Source organism: Blautia fusiformis (genome assembly GCF_020686995.1).
GTDB lineage: Bacteria > Bacillota > Clostridia > Lachnospirales > Lachnospiraceae > Blautia_A > Blautia_A fusiformis.
This window is the reverse complement of sequence record NZ_JAJEPT010000020.1, coordinates 45,088-66,460: the sequence shown is the minus strand read 5'-3', so window position 1 is coordinate 66,460 and position 21,373 is coordinate 45,088. Positions and strand designations below refer to the sequence as shown.

At 44.7% G+C, this 21,373-nt stretch carries 20 protein-coding genes, 1 tRNA gene and 1 riboswitch; of the genes, 3 read left to right on the top strand and 18 right to left on the bottom strand.

The genetic code is table 11. The annotated features are described in order from the left end of the window. Window positions 1–258: 258 nt before the first annotated feature. From LKD46_RS14790 to LKD46_RS14740, 11 genes are all read right to left on the bottom strand, one after another. Window positions 259–346, bottom strand: a tRNA-Ser gene (locus tag LKD46_RS14790). A 797-nt stretch (window positions 347–1,143) separates the two neighbouring features. After that, window positions 1,144–2,829 (bottom strand): sulfate adenylyltransferase subunit 1, encoded by a 1,686-nt coding sequence (locus tag LKD46_RS14785; protein ID WP_110104198.1) that lies wholly within the window; start codon window positions 2,827–2,829, stop codon window positions 1,144–1,146. A 1-nt stretch (window position 2,830) separates the two neighbouring features. Then, window positions 2,831–3,733: a sulfate adenylyltransferase subunit CysD gene (gene cysD, locus LKD46_RS14780; protein WP_015526618.1), complete on the bottom strand. Its 903-nt coding sequence runs from the start codon at window positions 3,731–3,733 to the stop codon at window positions 2,831–2,833. A 56-nt stretch (window positions 3,734–3,789) separates the two neighbouring features. Then, a complete protein-coding gene (locus LKD46_RS14775) occupies window positions 3,790–4,101 on the bottom strand; it encodes a 4Fe-4S dicluster domain-containing protein (protein ID WP_015526617.1) in 312 nt (103 codons plus the stop codon). Further along, complete coding sequence (locus LKD46_RS14770) at window positions 4,085–5,791, bottom strand: adenylyl-sulfate reductase subunit alpha (protein ID WP_110104199.1); 1,707 nt, start codon at window positions 5,789–5,791, stop codon at window positions 4,085–4,087. The genes LKD46_RS14775 and LKD46_RS14770 overlap by 17 nt, the downstream gene beginning before the upstream one ends. Window positions 5,792–5,796: 5 nt before the next feature. Further along, on the bottom strand, window positions 5,797–6,213 hold the full coding sequence (locus tag LKD46_RS14765; RefSeq protein ID WP_059086473.1) for a M67 family metallopeptidase: 417 nt from the start codon (window positions 6,211–6,213) through the stop codon (window positions 5,797–5,799). 82 nt (window positions 6,214–6,295) lie between these two features. Further along, entirely contained in the window at window positions 6,296–7,102 is an 807-nt protein-coding gene (gene thiF, locus LKD46_RS14760; RefSeq protein ID WP_015526615.1) for a thiazole biosynthesis adenylyltransferase ThiF, read from the bottom strand. Further along, window positions 7,102–7,311 carry a sulfur carrier protein ThiS gene (thiS, locus tag LKD46_RS14755; RefSeq protein WP_021650460.1) on the bottom strand — a complete coding sequence of 70 codons (210 nt, stop codon included), beginning with the start codon at window positions 7,309–7,311 and terminating at the stop codon, window positions 7,102–7,104. The genes thiF and thiS (LKD46_RS14755) overlap by 1 nt, the downstream gene beginning before the upstream one ends. A gap of 12 nt (window positions 7,312–7,323) precedes the next feature. After that, a complete protein-coding gene (locus tag LKD46_RS14750) occupies window positions 7,324–7,569 on the bottom strand; it encodes a sulfurtransferase TusA family protein (RefSeq protein WP_015526613.1) in 246 nt (81 codons plus the stop codon). Continuing rightward, entirely contained in the window at window positions 7,562–8,425 is an 864-nt protein-coding gene (locus tag LKD46_RS14745) for a ferredoxin-like domain-containing protein (protein ID WP_021650461.1), read from the bottom strand. The genes LKD46_RS14750 and LKD46_RS14745 overlap by 8 nt, the downstream gene beginning before the upstream one ends. A gap of 40 nt (window positions 8,426–8,465) precedes the next feature. Beyond that, the gene (locus LKD46_RS14740) at window positions 8,466–9,704 is read right to left on the bottom strand and encodes an O-acetylhomoserine aminocarboxypropyltransferase/cysteine synthase family protein (RefSeq protein ID WP_110104200.1); all 1,239 of its coding nucleotides are present in this window, start codon (window positions 9,702–9,704) and stop codon (window positions 8,466–8,468) included. Window positions 9,705–10,008: 304 nt separating this feature from the next. On the opposite strand from LKD46_RS14740, the gene LKD46_RS14735 reads away from it, so the two are divergent. The 3 genes from LKD46_RS14735 (at window position 10,009) to LKD46_RS14725 (ending at window position 13,423) form a co-directional block, all read left to right on the top strand. Beyond that, on the top strand, window positions 10,009–11,199 hold the full coding sequence (locus LKD46_RS14735) for a sensor histidine kinase (RefSeq protein ID WP_227574303.1): 1,191 nt from the start codon (window positions 10,009–10,011) through the stop codon (window positions 11,197–11,199). Beyond that, on the top strand, window positions 11,200–11,913 hold the full coding sequence (locus LKD46_RS14730; protein WP_110104201.1) for a response regulator transcription factor: 714 nt from the start codon (window positions 11,200–11,202) through the stop codon (window positions 11,911–11,913). It begins immediately after the preceding gene. A 199-nt stretch (window positions 11,914–12,112) separates the two neighbouring features. Further along, the gene (locus tag LKD46_RS14725; RefSeq protein ID WP_110104202.1) at window positions 12,113–13,423 is read left to right on the top strand and encodes a hypothetical protein; all 1,311 of its coding nucleotides are present in this window, start codon (window positions 12,113–12,115) and stop codon (window positions 13,421–13,423) included. Window positions 13,424–13,632: 209 nt separating this feature from the next. Here LKD46_RS14725 and LKD46_RS14720 read toward each other — a convergent pair whose 3' ends face one another. The 7 genes from LKD46_RS14720 to LKD46_RS14690 form a co-directional block, all read right to left on the bottom strand. After that, a complete protein-coding gene (locus tag LKD46_RS14720; protein ID WP_110104203.1) occupies window positions 13,633–14,649 on the bottom strand; it encodes a sulfate ABC transporter substrate-binding protein in 1,017 nt (338 codons plus the stop codon). Between the two features lie 255 nt (window positions 14,650–14,904). Then, a complete protein-coding gene (locus tag LKD46_RS14715) occupies window positions 14,905–15,729 on the bottom strand; it encodes an RpnC/YadD family protein (RefSeq protein ID WP_110104204.1) in 825 nt (274 codons plus the stop codon). A 293-nt stretch (window positions 15,730–16,022) separates the two neighbouring features. After that, window positions 16,023–17,264 (bottom strand): 2-iminoacetate synthase ThiH, encoded by a 1,242-nt coding sequence (gene thiH / locus LKD46_RS14710; protein ID WP_021650467.1) that lies wholly within the window; start codon window positions 17,262–17,264, stop codon window positions 16,023–16,025. 193 nt (window positions 17,265–17,457) lie between these two features. Further along, window positions 17,458–18,243, bottom strand: a complete 786-nt coding sequence (locus tag LKD46_RS14705) for a thiazole synthase (RefSeq protein ID WP_021650468.1) — start codon at window positions 18,241–18,243, stop codon at window positions 17,458–17,460. Between the two features lie 161 nt (window positions 18,244–18,404). Further along, window positions 18,405–18,608: a sulfur carrier protein ThiS gene (gene thiS / locus LKD46_RS14700; RefSeq protein ID WP_015526603.1), complete on the bottom strand. Its 204-nt coding sequence runs from the start codon at window positions 18,606–18,608 to the stop codon at window positions 18,405–18,407. A gap of 248 nt (window positions 18,609–18,856) precedes the next feature. Further along, window positions 18,857–18,964: riboswitch (TPP riboswitch) on the bottom strand. A gap of 93 nt (window positions 18,965–19,057) precedes the next feature. After that, window positions 19,058–19,990 carry a serine hydrolase domain-containing protein gene (locus LKD46_RS14695; RefSeq protein ID WP_227574302.1) on the bottom strand — a complete coding sequence of 311 codons (933 nt, stop codon included), beginning with the start codon at window positions 19,988–19,990 and terminating at the stop codon, window positions 19,058–19,060. A gap of 5 nt (window positions 19,991–19,995) precedes the next feature. Then, window positions 19,996–21,342, bottom strand: coding sequence for an APC family permease (locus LKD46_RS14690; protein WP_227574301.1), 1,347 nt, complete (start codon window positions 21,340–21,342; stop codon window positions 19,996–19,998). Between the last annotated feature and the right edge of the window lie 31 nt (window positions 21,343–21,373).

Genomic DNA, 21,373 nt, shown 5'->3' with positions numbered 1-21,373 from the left:
CTTTAAATGTAAAGAAATTTTCGAGAATCGTATGTGTTTCACTGTTTAGTTATCAAGGTTTGTTGCGTCTGTCTCTCAGACAGCTCGTTTATTTTATCTCATCTCAAATCGTTTGTCAAGTACTTTTTTCAACTTTTTTCAAACTTTTTTTGATGAATCTCTGTCTCGCTGACAGCTTGTTTACTTTATCACATCCGCAAGCGTTTGTCAACAAGTTTTTTTATTTTTTTGAAAAATTTATTTTTTTCAAAAAAATAACGGAGAAGGAGGGATTTGAACCCTCGCGCCGCGTTAGCGACCTATACCCTTAGCAGGGGCACCTCTTCGGCCTCTTGAGTACTTCTCCAGACTCCGAACTTATAATTTCTTATTAAATTGGAGTGCATTTCTTCTGTGTTTTCATCCGAAACGCATGGTTAATTATATCCGAAAGATATAAGTTTTGTCAACACCTTTTTTTCATTTTTTTACATTAATTTTATCTTAGCGCGATTGACCAATCATATTATCCCCTTAGACAGGTGGCTACGCACGACACGCTGTCCGTGTGGACAGCGCAGGGAAAGTCCATCTCAGAGTTCCGAAGTCCGAGGGCTTCCCTGCCCCCCACCCTCTTGGGCACGGAACAAGCGCTACATCTTCGATATATAATGCGACTGACTTTTATTATGGAATCTTATGCCAAGCTGATTACTGTCTGAGCCGATATTATTCCGGAACGTTGTGCCGAGCTGATTCTTAGATACAACATTCCTCCTGAACAATTTCTGTATGACACTCTACTGCCATGCATCATTGAATACTATCTCGAACTGTTCACTTTCCGCAACCGGCCTGTGTGCACAGCCGAGGAGCTGGCATATGGGCGGGGCGCTCTGCAGGAGGTGTGACAACTACTTAGGCTCTGGAAGGTGGCGTTGTTTTTCAAAAGTTCGCTGTCTGAGCGCAGCGAGTTCGGACTTTTGGAAAACGCTTTTAGCCACCTTTCAGAGTCTTAGTAGTTTCCACCGACGAAGCCTGTCCCGCCCATATGCCAGCTCCTCGGCGTCCGTCAAACCACGAAATCCCGCAACACCCAAAAAAAAGAGGCCGCACATGCAGCCTCTTACACACATAACTATAGAAACTATAAGTAACCCAACATCAGATCATCCAGAAATTATCCGTGCAGACAATCCTCCGATAAGTCTCAAACTTAAACCACTTATTATGAAACTCCGACTTATTATCAGTAGCCTCAAATTCCCTCAAAAACATCTGATAATCATCATTACTGCGGATCTCCAGGGCAAAACCTCTCTCATCCACAACAGGAAGCCCCATAAACACATACTCATCCAGCGGAATAATATCCTGCACCCTCTTATCACGAATAAGAACAGCCGCATTATCCTCCAGGGAAACAATATCAAAATAGCCCGGATACTCAAAGCTGTCACCCTCAACAGGCACCACATCCCCTACATGATAAGTCTTAACCTCTTTATCCGCCTTGGAAAGCAGCGCATTCTCAAGGTTAAAATAAAACTCCTCAAAAACATAACCACCAACCTTCACATCATCCTTCTGGAAATAAGGCTTCTCACCCTCAGTATCCACAGACTCCACAACACCACAAGCAGAAGTCATATGACTCACACGATCGATCAAGATCAGCTCACCAAGAGTCTTATTCTTCTTAAACTCATCCAGCACAACCTTATCAGAAAGTCCAATCTTGCACAAAGCAATCTCATTCTTCACAATCGTATCAGCAGGCAAATGCTCCCCGGTATTCACATCCGTCTTAAACTCGATACTTTTAACCACACCAGCAATCTTCTTCGTACCAACCTTCACAAGATACTCCTTGCCCACTTCAAGCCTGGAATCATCCATCCATAGAAGCGTAGCCTCAAAGCCCTTTGCAACAGGGATCTCATTATTATTGGTAAGAACACATCCACGGCTTACATCCACCTCTTTATCCAGCTGGATCGTAACAGCCTGGCCGGCAACAGCCTCTTCACGATCGTCACTGCCCACCAGGATCGTCTTAACAGCCGCTGTCTCGTTGCTTGGGAGCGTTGTGATGATATCGCCTACATGAACCCGGCCACTCTCGATCTGGCCCTGGAAACCGCGAAATTCATGGTTTGGACGAGAAACACGCTGAACAGGCAGATAAAATTCGCTGACATTCTCAGCCTCTGAAACATCCACAGTCTCAAGATGCTCCAGAAGAGCTTTCCCCGTATACCAGGGCATATTCGGAGACTTCTTCGTTACGTTATCACCCTCTGTAGCACTGACAGGAATGATCACAACATCCTGAAGCCCCAGAGTCTCAGAAAGCTCATTGATATCCTTTACGATCTCATTAAAACGGCTCTCACTGTAATCAACAAGATCCATTTTGTTCACAGCAAATACAAAATGATGGATACCCATCAGAGCGCAGATACGTGCATGACGCCTTGTCTGGACCAGAACCCCCTGCTTCGCATCCACAAGAATAATGGAAAGCTGAGCAAAGGAAGCTCCAACCGCCATGTTCCTTGTATACTCCTCATGTCCGGGAGTATCCGCAACGATAAAGCTTCTTTTATCGGTTGTAAAATAACGATACGCAACATCAATGGTGATTCCCTGCTCACGTTCTGCCATCAGGCCATCCAGAAGAAGAGAATAATCAATGGCACCACCTCTGGAACCTACCTTGCTGTCCAGAAGAAGGGCTTTTTCCTGGTCCGCATATAAAAGCTTGGAATCATAAAGAATATGACCGATCAGTGTAGATTTTCCATCATCTACACTTCCGCAAGTGATAAATTTCAGTAATCCGCTCATCCTAGAAGTACCCCTCTCTCTTTCTTTTTTCCATACTTGCAGCTCCGCCGTCGGAATCAATAACACGTGTGGTTCTCTCAGATTCCACAGAGCTTAAGGTCTCGTCAATGATCTCGTCCAGTGTCTCCGCGTCAGACTCGATACCACCTGTCAGAGGATAGCATCCGAGAGTACGGAAACGGACCTTTTTCATCTGCGGCTCCTCACCCGGGTTCAGACGCATTCTGTCGTCATCCACCATGATAATGTTGCCGTCTCTGTATACAACCGGACGCTCTTTTGCAAAATAAAGAGGAACGATCGGGATATTTTCTCTCTTAATATACTGCCAGATATCCGTCTCAGTCCAGTTGGAAATCGGGAAAACACGGATACTTTCGCCTTTATTGATCTCCGTATTATAAAGCTTCCACATCTCCGGACGCTGGTTCTTCGGATCCCAGGCCTGCTCTGCATTACGGAAGGAGAAGATACGCTCTTTTGCACGGCTTTTCTCCTCGTCACGACGACCGCCGCCAAAAGCAGCTGTGAAACCATATTTCTTAAGAGCCTGCTTCAGTGCTTGCGTTTTCATGATATCTGTGTATGCGGAGCCGCTGTCAAAAGGATTGATACCTTGCTTCACACCATCCTGATTAATGTACTCAAGCATTTCGATTCCCAAATCCTTTGCGGTTTTGTCACGAAACTCGATCATCTCTTTAAATTTCCATGTTGTATTTACGTGAAGAAACGGAAATGGCGGTTTCTCCGGATAAAAAGCCTTCATTGCAAGATGAAGCATTACAGAACTGTCTTTTCCTATAGAATAAAGCATTACCGGCTTCTCGCACTCTGCTGCAACTTCACGGATGATATAAATTGCCTCTGCTTCCAGCTCATCCAAATGTGATAATCCACTCATATCTGATCTCATCCTCCTGTTCCGGCCGCCAGAACCGGCAGCACTTATCTTCTGGTCTAATATTTATTCGAATTCCGTCGATCCACATCGATCACGGATGTAGAACCGTCCGTTTTTGTAATGATCCAATGAAGGATATCCCCTTCGCTTTTTACATTCATGATACTTCCGTTCCCGCCGATATCCGCACCAAGGAAAAAGTCGATGGCACCGGCTTTACATTCCTTTACACAGGAAACGCAACCCCAGCAGTTTTTCGGATATTTCATCACGGCTTTTTTGTCTTCCATGACGATCAGGGTTCCCGGACATACTTCACTGCATTTTCTGCAGCCAACACATTTTTTCTGATCAATTCGTATGCTCATATGTGTCCTCCTTTACAATGTCGCGAAAAATCATCCTGATCTCGCCGTTTTCCAGTTTCGAATTTACATATTTATAAAATTTCTCATCTGTTTCCGGATGATCCAGATTTTCGTTAAAAGAATGCCATCTGGTCTCTTTGCGGTTTTTCAGATGAGCGATCAGTGAACGGCACACAATGAGACGCTCACGAAGTTCGTATGCAAACATCAGCTCATGCATATCTGCTGCCGCTGTTTTTTCGGCAAGAGCCTGAAGCTGAAGGATTTTTTCATCTGCAAGAGCAAGCTGCTTCTCATTAAACTGATAATTAGAAGCAATTCCTCCCGCATATTCATCCATGACTTTCTGCATGGCTTCTTCCAGCTCTTCCACGGAAAATGCCGGTGCGTCTTCATTTCGGAACTTTTCGTACTGGGATAGGATCTCATCTTCCTGAACCTTGATCTCTGTCTCAGTCTGAACATCTGCTTCCTTCAGAGTTCCGGCCTTAAACTGTTTCACCATATCCAATGCTGCAAGCTTTCCTTCTGCAAGAGCTCCTGTTACATATTTCTGCGGACATCCACCTGCAACATCACCAGCTGCATAAAGGCCTTTCACCGTAGTCTCACGGCCTGTATTTACCCAGTAGCCGCTGGCTGTATGACCGCCTACGATATACGGCTCTGTTCCCTGGATCTCCACATCCTGCTCGCTGGGGCTCTTTCCGCTTTCGATCCATTTCAGAGTCTGGCTCGGTGCCATGTTGAAATAAGCCTTCAGAAGATCTTCATCCTGTTCCTTCGTGATCCCTGTAGTCTTCAGGTAACACGGGCCGTGGCCAAGCTGATTTTCCCGAACTGTTCCGTAAACTCTCTCGCTTGTGGTCAGTCCGTATTTTGTCTCATAGATCTCGCCAGCTGCATTGATCTGTTTTGCGCCGACACCCTGTGCGATGGTTCCCGTAGGAGCAATGGTATCCTTGCAGCGAAGTGCGATAAAACGCATCTCAAAGGACGTCATCTCCGCACCTGCCAGGATTCCCATTGCATATCCGGCACCTGTGTTAAACGGCGGATACCACATCTTATGTCTGGAAAATCCCGGATTGTTCGGCTTATAAAGCCCGGCCGCTCCGCCTGTTGCAGCAAGAACTGCCTTTGCCCGGATAATGTATGCGGTTTCTTCCATAATAGAGAAACCAACCGCTCCGTAAACCTGTCCGTCTTTTACAAGAAGGTCTGTGATATTTACATAATTCAGAACGTCTACGTTCTCAGCTTTATGAACTGCATCAGCAAGAAGTGGTTTAAAATTTTCACCGTTGATCTTGATGTTACGGTTTCCTCTGGCTACATAATCACCATTTTCATCCTTCAGGATCACAAGCCCAAGCTTTTCCATCTTTGCAGTAACTTCGTTGAAATTCTCCGCTGCTGTAAGAAGAAGGTCCTGCCTTACGATCCCGGCGGCATCCTTTGTTGCATAATCTACATAATCCTGCGGCTTGCGGCCTTTTACAATGTAGGCATTGATTGCATTAACACCTGCTGCCAGACAGCCGCTTCGTCTGATATTTGCTTTTTCTGCGATCAGTACCCTGCCGGCTTTCTGTTCTGAGAGAACCAGCGCCGCATAGCAGCCTGCGGTACCTCCGCCTATGATCAGCACATCTGTTGTAATTTCCTTTGTGTTTAATCTGTTTTTCATACTCATCACTCTGTTATCTGAAGCTCATGTACAGTTACATTTTTCTCTTTATCTACGCCAAAGGCCTTCAACACCGGATTTTCTGCATCCATAAGGGAGAGGATCAAATATTCGATGTTCGGGTCAAATGCAAGTCGTTTATCTTCTTCGGAAGGCCTTGACGGAGACTCCGGATGAGAATGAAAATTTCCGATCATCTGATATCCGTTCTGACGGATATCCTTGATCGCGCTCAGCTGTTCCTTCGGGTCCATGGAAAAGTGTTCGTTGCTTTCATCGATATTTGTCAGCAGATACACCTTCTCGATGGTTTTTACATCGTCCTCAATGGTCCCGCCCAGAAGGCCGCAGGACTCATTGGGAAGTCCTTTTCTGCAGTGGTCTAATATTTTCTCGTAATCTTCTTTTTTTAATTTCAGCATTTCGTGGCCTCCAATGGGTTTCTATACTTATTTACAGTATCTGCACCAGCAGACACCTTTTCGTTTCTGTGATCAGTGTTTATTAATGCTTCAGTTCACACACAGCCTGCTCATAATCGATCAGTTCTGTGATCGTCGGATCATCGCCGCATACCGGGCAATGATGATTCTTCGGAAGCTTCACGGTACGGAATGTCATCTTCAGCGCATCGTAGGTAAGAAGTCTTCCTGTAAGAAGATCACCCTGTCCGATGATGTACTTGATCGCTTCCATTGCCTGAAGGCTTCCGATCACTCCGCCCATGGCTCCGATCACGCCAGCCTGCTTACAGGTCGGTACGGCATCCTTTGGCGGCGGGCTCTGGAACGCACATCTGTAGCATGGGCCCTGTCCCGGAACGTAAGTCATCAGCTGTCCCTGGAAACGGATGATCCCTGCATGTGAAAACGGTTTCTCGGCCATTACACAGGCATCGTTGATCAGGAATTTTGCAGGAAAGTTGTCTGTTCCGTCAAGAATGAAATCGTAATCTTTGATCAGATCCATGATGTTGCTGGAATCTACAAAGGTATGATATGTATTTACAGTAACGTCCGGGTTGATTGCTTTCATGGTCTCAGCCGCAGACTCTACCTTCAGTTTGCCGACATCTGCAGTTGTGTGGATGACCTGTCGCTGAAGATTGGAAAGATCTACCTCATCTGCATCCGCGATCCCGATGGTTCCCACACCTGCTGCTGCAAGGTAAAGGGCTGCCGGTGCTCCAAGTCCGCCGGCTCCGATGATCAGAACCTTGGCATTCAGAAGCTTTTTCTGACCTTTTACTCCAACCTCCTTCAGGATGATGTGGCGGGAGTACCGCTCAAGCTGCTCATTTGTAAAAGCCATTATCTTGCGCCTCCTCCCATGTAGTACAGGAACTCAACAACGTCGCCGTCCTTTACCTCTGTTTCCGGAACGTCTGCCTTGCTGATGAATTCATCGTTGATAGTTACGGTTACATACTCAGGACTTTCAATATCCTCTTTCTCAATAAGCTCTGTAAGCTTCAGTCCGTCTTCGTACTCTTTTTTATTTCCTGCAACTGTGATTGTCATTTCTCTGTTCTCCTATTCTTCAACTTTTCTTACGATCAGTGTATAAGTTCCGTCTTCGTTGTCCTCGAGCTTCAGGATCTGATGTCCTTCTTCCTTCACGCTTCTTGGCACATTCTGTACCGGCTCGCCATCGTTCATTTTGATCGCCAGGATCTGTCCGTCATCCAGCTCCTCAAGTGCTACCTTTGCTTTTACAAAGGTTACCGGGCAGACCACATCGGTAATATCTACGGTATCATCAATCTTAATATCAGCCATTGTATGCTCCTTTCAAAACTTCCTGAAGTTTTTCAGCGCCTACCCGGTCGATGGTAAATTTAAAACGCTCTCCCGGATTTGCATGATCATCAAAGAACTGGATCGCTGCATCGGTCACTCTGAAAAGCTGCTCCTCCGAGGTGATCAGCGGAAGGAATTCCTGTCCCTTGCTGATATGATTTCCAAACGTTCCGCCAAAGGAAACGATATATGCTTCGTTTACATCCCATGCATCCACCGGACAGGATTTTGCACATCTGCCGCAGTAGTTACATTTCTCTGTATCGATCACCAGCTTGTCATCCTCAAAGGAGATGGCGTTTTCTCTGCAGGCCTTTTCACAGACACCACAGTGGATACATGCATCCTCTTTCCAGCTGACCTCAGCCGCTCCCTTGATCCCTACATCATTCTCCTCTGCCTTCAGACAGTTGTTCTGGCATCCGGTAACACCGAATTTGAATTTATGAGGAAGCTCTCTTCCGAAATATCTTTCATTTAATTTCACTGCAATGTCATAGCTGTTGATATTTCCGCTTGGACAGACAGCGTTGCCCTGGCAGGCTGTAACAGTACGGACTCTCGGTCCGCAGACACCAGGCTTGCATCCGCCTTTTGCAAGATCATCCTTTACATCATCAATATCATCTAATTTAATGAACGGGATCTCAACTCCCTGTCTGGAAGTAAGATGTACATATCCGTCACCGTATTTCTCAGCTACCTCTGCGATCTTCTTAAGGTTTTCTGCGGTAAGTGTACCGCCTACACAGGCAAGACGAAGAGAAAAATTATTTTTCTGCTTCTGTCTCATGAAACCACCTTTTTTTAATGTAGCGTAATCTACTTTTGCCATAACGAACTCTCCATTTCTCTGCTGGTGCAGCTCTTAGATTTTATCGGTTATTTTCTATTGCTTGTTTGAAATCTTCTTTTAAATCTTCAATATCTTCAATTCCCACACTGATACGGATCAGATCCTCGAATACTCCGGACTGCAGCTTCTCTTCGTCGGAGATATGTGCCGCGATGGTGGATTCCGGATGGATCACCAGTGTCTTCGTATCTCCGATATTGGAGATGATCAGCGGGATCTTCAATGAATTAATAATGGAAAAAGCCTTCTCCTTGCTTCCGGTTCTTACGGTTACGATAGCTCCGTAGCCATTCCTGAACTGCTTTTCCGCAATTTCGTGATAAGGGCTTTCTTCCAGTCCCGGATAATTTACTTCAATGTCATCACCCAGGCCCTGTAAAAATCTCGCAAGCTCCAGTGCATTGTCACACTGTCTCTGCATTCGAAGTCCCAGGGTTTCCAGTCCCAGGTTATTAAGGAAAGCATTCTGCGGAGCAAGACACGCGCCAGTGTTCCGGAAAAGTCCGTTTCTAAGCTTGGCGATGTATGCAAATGGTCCGAATTTCCGGTATGGAGCAAGTCCCGGATATCGGTCAGGGTCCCATTTCAGACCCTTACCACAGACAAGAATACCGCTGATGGCATCGCTGCTTCCATTGATATATTTGGAAGAGGAATGAACCACAATGTCAGCTCCAAGCTTCAGTGGCTGGATCAAATACGGGGTTGCCACCGTGTTGTCTACGATCAGCGGTACGTCATGCTTATGTGCCACTTCCGCAACTGCCTGGATATCGGTAACATCCAGCTTAGGGTTGCCAATGGTCTCCGCAAAAACAAGTCGCGTCTTCTCTGTGATCTCTGCCTCAAAAGCTTCCGGCTTATTCTCTTTCACATATTTTACGGAAATCCCGAAAGGCTTCAGATCATCGAACAGTTCCACAGTTCCGCCGTACAGTCCGCAGGCTGCCACGATCTCATCTCCCGCCTGAAGAATGTTCAGAAACGCATTGGTCAGCGCTGCCATTCCGGATGCACAGGCCACACTGCCGATCCCATCCTCCAGCATGGTCACTCTCTTCTCAAAGGACTCTACCGTAGGATTGTTGATCCTTGTATAGGAGAAGCCCATTTTTTTATTGTCAAAAATTTTCTCCAGGTCTTCCGCGCTGTCATGTCGGAATGCGCTGCTCTGATAGATTGGAACCTGTGTTGCACCCTGTGGATATTTCTCGTTGGTGCCGTGGAGCAGCCCTGTATTAAAGCCGTATTCGTTCATAGCCTCTTCCCTTTCTTTTGTTGACACTTATATTAACCTACTATTCATAGTATGTCAATAGGAAAACGGGATTAAATGTATTTTTTTGTGTACACAACTATACGACAGCATGATACAATTATAACAGTTACGATAATTACAGCACCAAAAGAAAGATGCCCGCAGGCATACAAACCTACATTAAGAATAGGAGGTGATTCCTATCAATATAAACCCGAAGCTCCGGAATATTTTTCACTCTTTATTCAGTCCCACCCTTGATTTCCGCGTCCGGCTGTTCAACATCCTCGCCTTGGGAGGTACTGTGATCAGCCTGATCATGGCCTTTCTCAGTCTCGGGACCGGTTCCTGGGGAAATGTACTGATCAATTTTGCGCTGGTTGCAATCTCCGGAGGGCTTTTTCTTTATTCCTATTACAGTGGAAAATATCAGCGCTGCTACCTGATCACCATTGTCGTGATCTTTCTGCTCGTTTTTCCGGTGATGTTTTTTACCAGCGGCGGTTATCGTGGCGGCATGCCGGCATTCTTTGTGTTTGCTATTATTTTTACCGTGCTGATGCTGGAAAAAAGACGCGCTCTGATCGTTTCCCTGCTGGAGATCCTCCTTTATATGGGACTGTGTCTGGTTGCATACCATTTCCCGGACACTGTAACTCCTTTTGCCACGGAAGCAGACCGGCTGGCAGATATCCTTCTGGCGTTTGTCTCTGTAAGTATTGTCTGCGGCAGTGTTCTCTATTTTCATCTGAAGGAATATAACCAGCAGCAGCTCCTTCTGGAGGAACAGAATCTGCGACTGCGCTCCCTTGATAATGCCAAGTCCACCTTCCTGACCACCGTTGCCCATGAGATTAAAAATCCTCTGAGTTCCATTTCCCTCCACGCGCGGGACACCTCCGAGCTCCTTGAGGAAGAGCCTCTGGATTTCTCTCTTATGCAGGAAAATCTCCGCACCATTGAACAGTCGGTAATGCGGATCGACCGGATCGTGCTGGATCTGATGGATACGGTTTCCATTGAGCAGGGGCGGCTTGCCCTTTCCCTTGTCTCATCAGATCTGTCCGGTCTTTTGTATTCTGTAAAAAAAGACTACTGCAGTCATCCAAGCTCAAAGAACAATCAGCTGGTCCTTACGACACAATCCGGACTCCCGGAAATCTCTGCTGATCCGGAACGGCTGATCCAGGTTGTCACCAATCTGATCTCCAATGCAGAGCGTCACACCCAAAACGGAACCATCACCATTTCTCTTACCGGCGAACCGGGCTGGCAGACCATCTGCGTCTCCGACACCGGAACCGGCATGTCAGAAGAAATGCGAAAAAACGCACTCAAGGGTTATGTTTCCGCTGATAAGGATTACTGGCGGCACGGCATAGGCCTCTATGTCTGTCATCAGATCATCACTGCCCATGGCGGCAAAATATGGCTGAAAAGTAAAGAAGGCGAGGGAACTCAGGTGTTCTTCTCACTTCCGGAGGAGGAATCATAAATGAATGAAAAGAAATCACTTATCCTTATAGTCGAGGATGAAGAACAGGTGCTGAATACCAACTGCCGGATGCTGCGGCGCCGTGGCTACGATGTCCGCACTGCACAGACAGCCGCCGAAGCCTGTCATCAGCTTGAAGAACAGCTGCCGGATCTTCTTATCCTGGACATTATGCTTCCGGACGGAAACGGTCTGGATATCTGCCGCCGCTTCCGCGAAAAAACCATGAATCCGGTTCTTTTTCTCACCGGAAAAAGTGATATCCGGGATCGGGTAGAAGGACTTCAGCAGGGAGGCGACTATTATCTCACCAAACCTTATAATTTCGATGAATTTCTGGCCGTGATCCAGATGCTTCTGGAACGCCAGAAACGAATGGAAGAAAAAATAAAAGAAAAATTTCAGTCCTCCCGTCAGATCACCATCGGCAGCCTGCGGCTGGATCTTTCGGACGGCCATGCATATCTCAATAATGCCGACACAGGCCTTACCCGGACCGAATTCTCTCTGCTGCGTCTCCTTGCAGAAAACCAGGAGAAGATTTTTTCTGCAAAGGAGCTCTACGAAGCGGTATGGGGCAGCTGTGCAGGAACAGATACCAGCACGGTACGGCGGCATATCTTTAACCTCCGGACCAAGATCGGTGCCGAAGATACCGATGAGTATGACATTGTCTCGGTTTATGGGAAGGGATATCTTTTTACCTGCCGGTAAGCCGGCCTTTTCACGATCGGATAGCATATTTCCAGACCTGTACGCAGCTTTCCGTAAATGTCTCTTTTTCTTCACATTTCCGGATATCGGGATCTGTCTGTTACAATGTACTTAACAGACAGATCTTTTTTATTTGTAAAAATTTATGATCAAAGAATAGTAAGCAGCTAACTGCTGCGCAATTTATCAGGAGGTGCCTATGCATAAAAAAATCTTAGTTCTTTTAACAGGCGCGATCGCTCTTTCCATATCTGCAATCCCGGTCCTCGCTTCTGACCCTCCAACCGATGACGGTCAGCACATCTGGCAGGATGAAAACGGAGATTACTGGTACCGCAATGGTTCCGAGGATGAATATATCGGGGAAGGTAATTATGCCCCTGACCCGGATTCCGGTGAACTGATGGAAGGCAACGATGCCGGCTGGACCGAACAGGACGGTTATTTTGAGCCTCATTATTATTATGAGGACGGCAGTGTGTGGCTGGAAGATGCCACCGGAACCACATATATTGGCTCCAGAGATAAATATTATATTGATGACTACGGCAATCTTCAGGAATATTCCGATTCTGAAACTGATTCCTCCTCCGGAGATTCTTCAGAAGAATCCTCCGATACCAGTGGAAACTCCTCCTCGCAGGATTCCGATTCTTCATACCCAAATTCCTCTTCCGATACAAACACGGAAGATTCCTCTGAATCGGAAAAGCGCGGCGAGCTTCATATGCGGGTTGGATTCCCTGCCGATGATACGATCAGAGAATCCATGCCCGAAAAAGAAGGTTATTTCGAGCAGCGTTCCGTAAATGGCGGAAAAAGCACTGCCTTTGTTTTAAAAGTACCGAATTCCTCTCTGGAGGATTCTTCCCTGAAGGGTTTTCTGGCAGAATACTATCCGGTAAAGGGTGAGATCATCACCAAAAAGGATCTTACCTTTGAATCTTATCCTGCCACGAAATATCAATACTTAACCGAAGTCAACGAAGAAGAAAAAAATGTAGATGCTCTTGTATGCCAGACTGACGATTATACATTCGGACTTTTTGTCCTGACTCCGTCAGACACCTATGATAAGGCCGCCGAAAAGGAAGCCACAGAGCTGATCAAATCCATAGATTTCGTTTACGCAGAGCGTGTGGATATGGCCATGACGGATTACTTCCAGGTCCTCACTCCGGAGCGCTGGAAATATCTCTGCCGTTATGAAACAACCGAAACCGAAAATGGTGGATATAAACTGACTTATTACAATGAGGATGTTCCTGTACTGACTCTGGAAGCCAGATATTACGATGGCGAAGACCAGCCTCTGGACAGTGTATGGCAGGGCTATCTCGGCCGTATCGAAACCGTCGACGGCAAAAAATACGATCTTCTGTCCACCATCAGCCAGTACTCCAAGGACGCCTCTGATGAATGGAAGGAAATGTATGACACTTATCTGGATGTCATAAACGGGATCCGTATAATGGACGGCTGTTCCCTGACCGAAGGAAGCCATGCCTGATCCCTTGTGATTCACATTGTCCCCTCTGCCGTTATTTTGCAGACCGGAAGATCCATAGCTGCATGAGATGTTGACAGTGCTATATATCAGATATAGATTTTCCAGTCGCAAAAGGCACATCATATTTACATAAAAGAAGCTGCAAACTCTGTTTTTTCACTGTTCTGCAGCTTCTTTGTGTTATTCCGTCCGACTATATCTTCTGCTGTCTATCCTTCGTAAATCTGATCAAAAATCCCTCCATCTGAGAAATGTGTTTCCTGTGCCTTTTTCCATCCGCCGAAATCATCAATGGTGACAAGATTGATGTCCAGATTAAACACATCGGAGTATTCCTTCAGAATATCCTGGTTTGACGGACGGTAATAATTATCACCGGCGATCCTCTGTGCTTCATCGGAATAGAGATAATTCAGATATTCCTCTGCCACATCTCTGGTGCCTCTTTTGTCTACGACTTTATCGACTACTGCTACAGATGGCTGTGCAAGGATGCTGATGCTTGGTGTTACGATCTCGTAGTCGTCCGGATAATCCTTTACGGAAAGATAGGCTTCATTTTCCCAGGCGATCAGTACATCACCCTGTCCGTTTTCCACGAAAGAGGTCGTTGCGCCTCTGGCTCCGGTGTCCAGGACAAGTACGTTTTTGTAAAGATCTCCGATGAATTCTTTAATTTTGTCCTCGTCTCCGTTATATTTATCTTTTGCATAGGCCCAGGCTGCCAGATAGTTCCATCTTGCTCCGCCGGAGGTTTTCGGGTTTGGTGTGATCACACCTACGTCTTTCTTTACCAGATCGTCCCAGTCTTTGATGTTCTTCGGATTTCCTTTTCTCACAAGAAATACAATAGTCGAAGTGTAGGGAGCGCTGTCCTCCGGAAATTCATCCACCCATCCGTCATCGATGAGTCCTGCATCCTGGATCGCATCCACATCATACTCCAGTGCCAGTGTTACCACATCTGCTTCCAGTCCGTTGGCAACCTCAAGTGCCTGTTTTCCTGAGCCTCCGTGGGATTGTGTGATGTCCACATCCTGCCCTGTCTTTTCTTTCCAATGCTTCTGAAAGATCTTATTATACTGTTCATAGAGCTCTCTGGTGGGGTCATAGGATACGTTTGTAATGCTGACACTGTCCGCCGCATAAGCGGTTGCTCCTGTAAGACTTCCGATGGTTACTGCTGCCAAAAGGGCTGCTGTTGCTGATTTCCATTTTCTTTTCATAATACTTTTCCTCCTGTTTTTCTGCCTTTATTTTTGTTGTTGGCTTATTATAAACACGAGTAAGTCTTTATGAAAACTATAGAATCGGAAACCGTTTTCATGCTATCCAAAATTCCTGGTATTCCTACCTTAAAAAACAGCAGAAAAATCCCGGAAATCGGTAAATAAACATATGATTCCGTATAAAAATTTCCATTTCAGAATATTTACAGAAAACGTAATCAGCCTTGTATTTACAGTATTTCTGGTGATTTTTTATTTGATATTCAATTCTTCCAGCAGCTTTTTCATATAATTTTCATCTTTCATAGCCTTATCAAGGTCTTCTGTACGGTTCTCTTCCAGAAGTTTTTTTGACAAAAGCAGTCCCTGCTCCATTCCTTTTTTCATTCCTTTTTCCATTCCCTCATCCAACAACATCTGTCCAAGTCTTGTCATAGATATAACCTCCTTAATCTCATCCAGATCTTTACTATCCAAAAACTTATCTGCCAGAGTATATAACATTGCCATTGTTTTTTCTGCTGTTAGGCCACGTTTCTTTTTGGATAGTATAACTGCTTCTTTGATTTTTTCCTTAATCTTCATATTCCCAGACATTAATGGTGTCAACGATAGGCTTGCATAATCTTCTTCCGTAAGCTCTGTTCCGTCTTCTTGTTTTTGTCGTATTTTTTCAAAAACCTCATCTGCATTTCTATCCTTGAGATATATCGGTTGTATCCGATATGTAAACAGTCCCATATTCAATTCTGTCTTAACCGATTTGATTCCACCTGAATAAATCACATAGGTTATAACATTTTTTCCTGTTTTATGTGAATATACCGCATCATAGGCAAGAAATCTGCGCAAATCATTTTCTCCCTTGTCGGTTGTCTGGAATTCTATATGAATATAAAATCCTTCTTTAGTCAGAAATGTAAAATCCATATATAAAGAATGAATAGTAAGTTCTATCAGCTCTGTAGGACCAAGATTCACAAATTCATAGTCAATTCCAAGACTTTTCAGGATCGTATCACGGAAATAATCAAATCCCATTTTCATAATAGCATCTTCATGTTTTGTATTTGCCATGTGGCACCTCTTTTTTAGTTCAGTATCGTTATCGGCTGTGCCTTGAAAATGCTTTTGTAATTTTACTCTGACTCTTTATCTTATGTGAATTTTATTATTCTTAATCGTCCTCCTTGTTATATTTATTTTATCAGACCCGGACTAAAAAATCATCATTACTCTTCCGACAAATTCTTCCTTTATTTTCTATCCGTTTTTATTTTATGGTTATCCACACCCACCCCGGAGAAACATTCTCCGGGGTGGGTGGTTTTCCACATATTCCACAGAAGTTATCCTCTTCTGTCGTGTTTTCACAGATAAATATAGTCGTTCATGACTGGCTGCAGTCCGTGGTCTTTCAGGGCGTTGAAGACTTCGTCCACAGACCTTCCGTCGGAAATCTCAAACTGATCATCACCTTTATCCTCAATATCATCCACATGGCTTCCGATTCCGGTGCTGACACCTGCAGAGATCTTGGTTGCTGCGATATTCACCAGATTGTCACGGACACGCTCACACTCTCTGGTGGATACAGTAATACTTGCAAACGGCATAAACAGACGATATGCACAAACTACCTGCAAAAGCTGCGGTTCGTGTACATCCTTCGGGTTGATCCTGTCGTTGTTGATGATCGGACGAAGTCTCGGGCAGGAAAAAGCGATCTCTGCGTGTGGATATTTTCTCTGCAGAAGATATGCATGATATCCCGTTGCAAAAGCATCCTTGCGGAAATCATCCAGTCCCAGAAGTGCCGCAAAACCAACACCTCGCATGCCGCCTTTTAACGCACGCTCCTGTGTATTTAACCTGTATGGAAAAATCCTCTTGTGGCCTGCCAGATGCAGAGTTTCGTATTTATCAGAATTATAAGTCTCCTGGAAAACTGTCACATAATCTGCGCCGCATTTGTGAAGATATGCGTACTCATCAGAATTCATCGGATACACCTCAAGACCGACTACCTTGAAATATTTCCGGGCGATCTCACAAGCCTTTCCGATATATTCCACATTAGATTTCGTTTTGCTCTCTCCGGTAAGAATCAAGATCTCCTGGAGTCCGGTTTCTGCAATGGCTGCCATCTCTTTCTCGATCTCATCTGCATTCAGCTGTGCGCGGCGGATCTTGTTGTGGCAATTAAATCCACAGTAAATACAGTAGTTCTCACAGTAGTTTGCAATGTAGATCGGTGTAAACATGCAGATACTGTTTCCAAAATGTTTCCTTGTTTCGATCCGTGCAGCCTGTGCGATTTCTTCCAGAAGAGGCAGCGCTGCCGGTGAAAGCAGTGCTTTAAAATCCTCCGGTGTACGGTTGTCATGAACAAGCGCTCTCCGTACATCCGCTTCTGTGTACTTATCATAATCATATGCGTTCATTGCGGAAATAACCTGATCCATTACATCAGATTCTTCCAGCTGTTCCATATCCGGAAGGTACTTCATGTGATCGATACGGTTCTTTTTCATATCTTCCAGAATTTCTTCATTTACAATACTTTCATTAAAATGGCCGTCCTGCTGACTGGCCTGTACTGTTTCTGCCATTGTTGTTGTGTCGCTCCTCTCGTACTTTTATTATTTTCAAATTTGTAATATTTCAGTATCTGTTTTTAGCCATTCGTTTTCTTTTCTGCTCTGGTTGATCTGCATCAAGTGAATATTCGCAATCCGCTTTCGCTACACAGATTTCCCCTTAATAACCGTATATTTCCGAGTCTTTCAATATACTGTCATTATTTTACTCATGCAAAAATCCGGTCAGCGGTGAGGATGCACTTGCACCTCTCTCCAGAGTTCTTCCCATACCGGAAAGATATGCACTTCTTCCTGCCTCAATAGCTTTCTTAAAGGCTTCCGCCATAACACGGACGTCTCCTGCAGTTGCAATGGCTGTATTTGCCATAACTGCTGCAGCACCCATTTCCATAGCCTCACATGCCTGTGACGGGCGGCCGATTCCTGCGTCCACGATGATCGGAAGGTCGATCTCGTCGATAAGGATCTGGATGAATTCTTTTGTACAGATTCCTTTGTTGGAACCGATTGGAGAGCCAAGTGGCATTACACAGGCAGCTCCTGCATTCACCAGATCTCTGGCTGCATTCAGATCCGGATACATGTATGGCATAACTACAAAGCCCTCTTTTGCAAGGATCTCTGTTGCCTTGATGGTCTCGTAATTATCCGGAAGAAGATATTTGGAGTCATGGATAACTTCGATCTTTACAAAATCTCCGCATCCAAGCTCGCGGGAAAGTCTTGCGATACGAACTGCCTCTTCTGCATTTCTGGCGCCGGACGTATTCGGAAGAAGCGTAACATTCTTCGGAATATAGTCCAGAATGTTCGCAAGTCCACCCTCATTTGCACGGCGCAGGGCAAGTGTTACGATCTGAGTTCCTGCTTTTTCAATACATGCTTTTACAAGCTCCAGGGAAAATTTTCCGGAACCAAGGATAAAACGGGAAGTAAACTCATGGCCTCCCAGGATCAGTTTGTCTTCATTTGTGTTTGCTGTTGTCATTTTTTATGTCCACCTTTCTTTATCTGTTTGCAGAAAATATTTCCACCGATTTATAACCAGCGCCTTCTTCTGCCAGATCATTCTTCATCTGCATTTTTTCAGTAACTTATCTGTCAGTTACTGCCGTGGTATATCTACCTAATTTTATCTCTATAGCGACATCAGCAGCTTCCGCCGCCCATAAACTGCAGAATCTCCACAACATCGCCATCTTTCAGTACTGTTGTATCGTAAGTGTCTCTCTTAATGATCTCTTCATTCAGCTCTACTACAACCTGCACCGGAACATAGTTACATGCTTCCAGATATTCTGTTACTGTCACCGGCTTTTCCAATGTTCTGCTTTCACCATTTACTGTGATCATGATCTCTCCTTTCCGGAAACTTCAAAAGCTATTCGTCAATAAAAAAGAGTTCACAAAGAAATACACCCGCGGTGGTGCACCCCTTCATGAACTCAGTTCACTCTCAAATTTCCCAATATTCAATTGTCGATACCGGGGTTAAAAGCATTCGCTCTTGATCCCTTCCCTGTAAATCCTGATCTTACGTATTCAATCGGATAAAAACATCCGCATCCAATAAAAAAGGAGATACACCAAAGTATCTCCCGTAAATCCATCTTATACGTTCCTACGTTGGCATTATCCAAATCAGGTATAAGGGTCGAAGTTGAAGACTTCCTCTCAGCCTGCCATCACAAGCTCCCCTGTTATTTACATGAGTTAGTATAAAACGATTTCTAATCAATGTCAAGTCGGAAAGATTTAAGCTACCTTTCACCTTTCACTGTCTGATTTGCAAGACAGAATTCTTATAATTCAGGAATCACTGTCGTCCATAGATGATTTCCTATTTTCTGGAAATCCCCCTCCAGTGACATCACAGTTACTACTACATCTTTGTCAGGAAACGCCAGACAGAACTGACCATAATTTCCATCGGATCGATAGGAACCGGCTTCCGGATTCATGACAAACTGATATCCATATCCAAAACCGGAATAAAGATTTCCCGGGCTTCCTGCCGCTGAATTATCCACCAGATTGGACGTTGCCATCTTCATGTATGACTCTGGCACCAGCTGTTTTCCATTATAATTTCCCTTGTGAAGAATCATCTGTCCATACCGGGTAAACTCATCAATATTCACATAAAGTCCATTAGCCGCATGCACATGCCCTTTCGGACACAAAGTCCAGTCTGGATTTCCAATTCCAAGCGGCTCAAAAAAGCGATTTCTCAAATATTCCAGAAGATTAACTCCCGCACGTTTTTCAATCGCACAGCTGATCATATAAGTATTAAAATTACTGTACAGCCATTCTGTTCCCGGTTTTTTTATCACTTTCGCATTCTCGAAGAAATATCGGATCCAGTCCGGAGTTGTGTAACGCTCCGGCCAGTCACAGAAAAACAGAGAGCTTTCCAAACCTGTAGTCATTGTCAGCATATTTTCCAGCGTTACATCCCCCAGATATCCTTCCGGATTCTCCGGTGCATACTCTGGAAAAATATCCACAATCTTCTCATCAAGTCGAATCAGCCCTTCATCAAGTGCGATTCCTGCCGCACAGGACACAACACCCTTGCAGGCAGACCAGGTGTTAAGGCGTGTCTTGACCGGCATTCTTTTATATTCTGCCGTTAACTGTCCTTCACGCCATATCTGCGCATACATAACATTGAGATTTTCTTTTAAAGTTTTGATAGCAAATTCATTGATCAGGTTCTGGTCTTTATTCATAAACATTAATCCTCCCACACACTTGTTTCCATCTTTACATCAGGACTTACACTTCTAAACCATCCGTAAGCCATGCATACTACAATGGCTATCAGACTGATGATTACTACCGGAAGTTTCAGGCTTCTGCAAGAATTGATAAAAATGCAGATATATGCAAACAGGCTCAAACAGCAGAGGAAATAATATTTTCCGTTAGAAATATGCATTGGTGATTTTTCCCATGCTTCTGCATGTTTTTTCGGAAGCTGGAAATACGCATAAATCTGCAGAAATGCCAATGCTGATGCCAGAAGCATAATATTATTTACAACATCACTGATAGAAAAGTCCAGTAACACAGGTAATATTCTCATAAGATAAGTAAATGTCATCAGTTTCCAGTAAGCCCCTCTTCTGTTCTGAGCTGCCCATGATTTCGGAAGCCATCCATCTTTACAGGACTGTGCAACCGGAATACAGTTATTGGAAATTGTTGAATTAATGGATGAAGACAGTGCAAGTACCGGACCACCAATCATAAATACTGTGAAAAGTGCCGGATTTAAAATATTTTTTGCAACCAGGGTAAGCGGCTGTCCGGCTACCTGATCCAGAGGAAGCACACCACTTGCTACAATTGCAACACCGCCATATACAACCATCAGTGTCGGAATACAGTACAGAAGTGCCTTTGGAATATCTTTATGCGCTTCTTTTGCCTGTTTACCATAATTCATAATGCAGGAATATCCGTTTGTTGAATATACATACAGCATGATTGCGGAAAAGAATCCGGATGGACCATTGGAGAAAAAGTCTGGTGCTGTAAACTCAAACACCGGATTTTTCAGCTGGAGGCATCCCAGAACAATAAACAGACCAAGTGCAACAAACAGCAGGATAACCAGAATTTTCTGTACCTTCGCCATTACATCCACACCACACAGATTGATGGCAAAGAACACACTCAGGGCTGCAATTCCAAACCATTTCGCATTAATCTGCGGCCACAGGGAATTTGCATACATACCAATTGCCACACCATAAGTCGCCAGATTGATCGTCTGTGGCAAAAATCCTACTGCATACATACCGGCAACTCGTTTGCCGGCCATATCTCCTACCAGAGAATAAAATCCTCCTCCAAGTTTCAGTGTAGATGTGATCCATGGAATTGGTGCAATCATCATAAATCCCCAGATACATGCAGCTACATATGCCAACCATGCTGACTGACCAGTCAAAAGAATTGCCGGTCCGATCAGTGTCAGAACACCCGATCCAATCGCCTGTCCTACACCGATTGTATAAAGATCACTTCGTTTCAGGTAACCTGTTTTTTCTTTTATTTCCTTTACTGTTGACGACATAAAAGCCCCCCTTTTTTATTGACTTTAACAT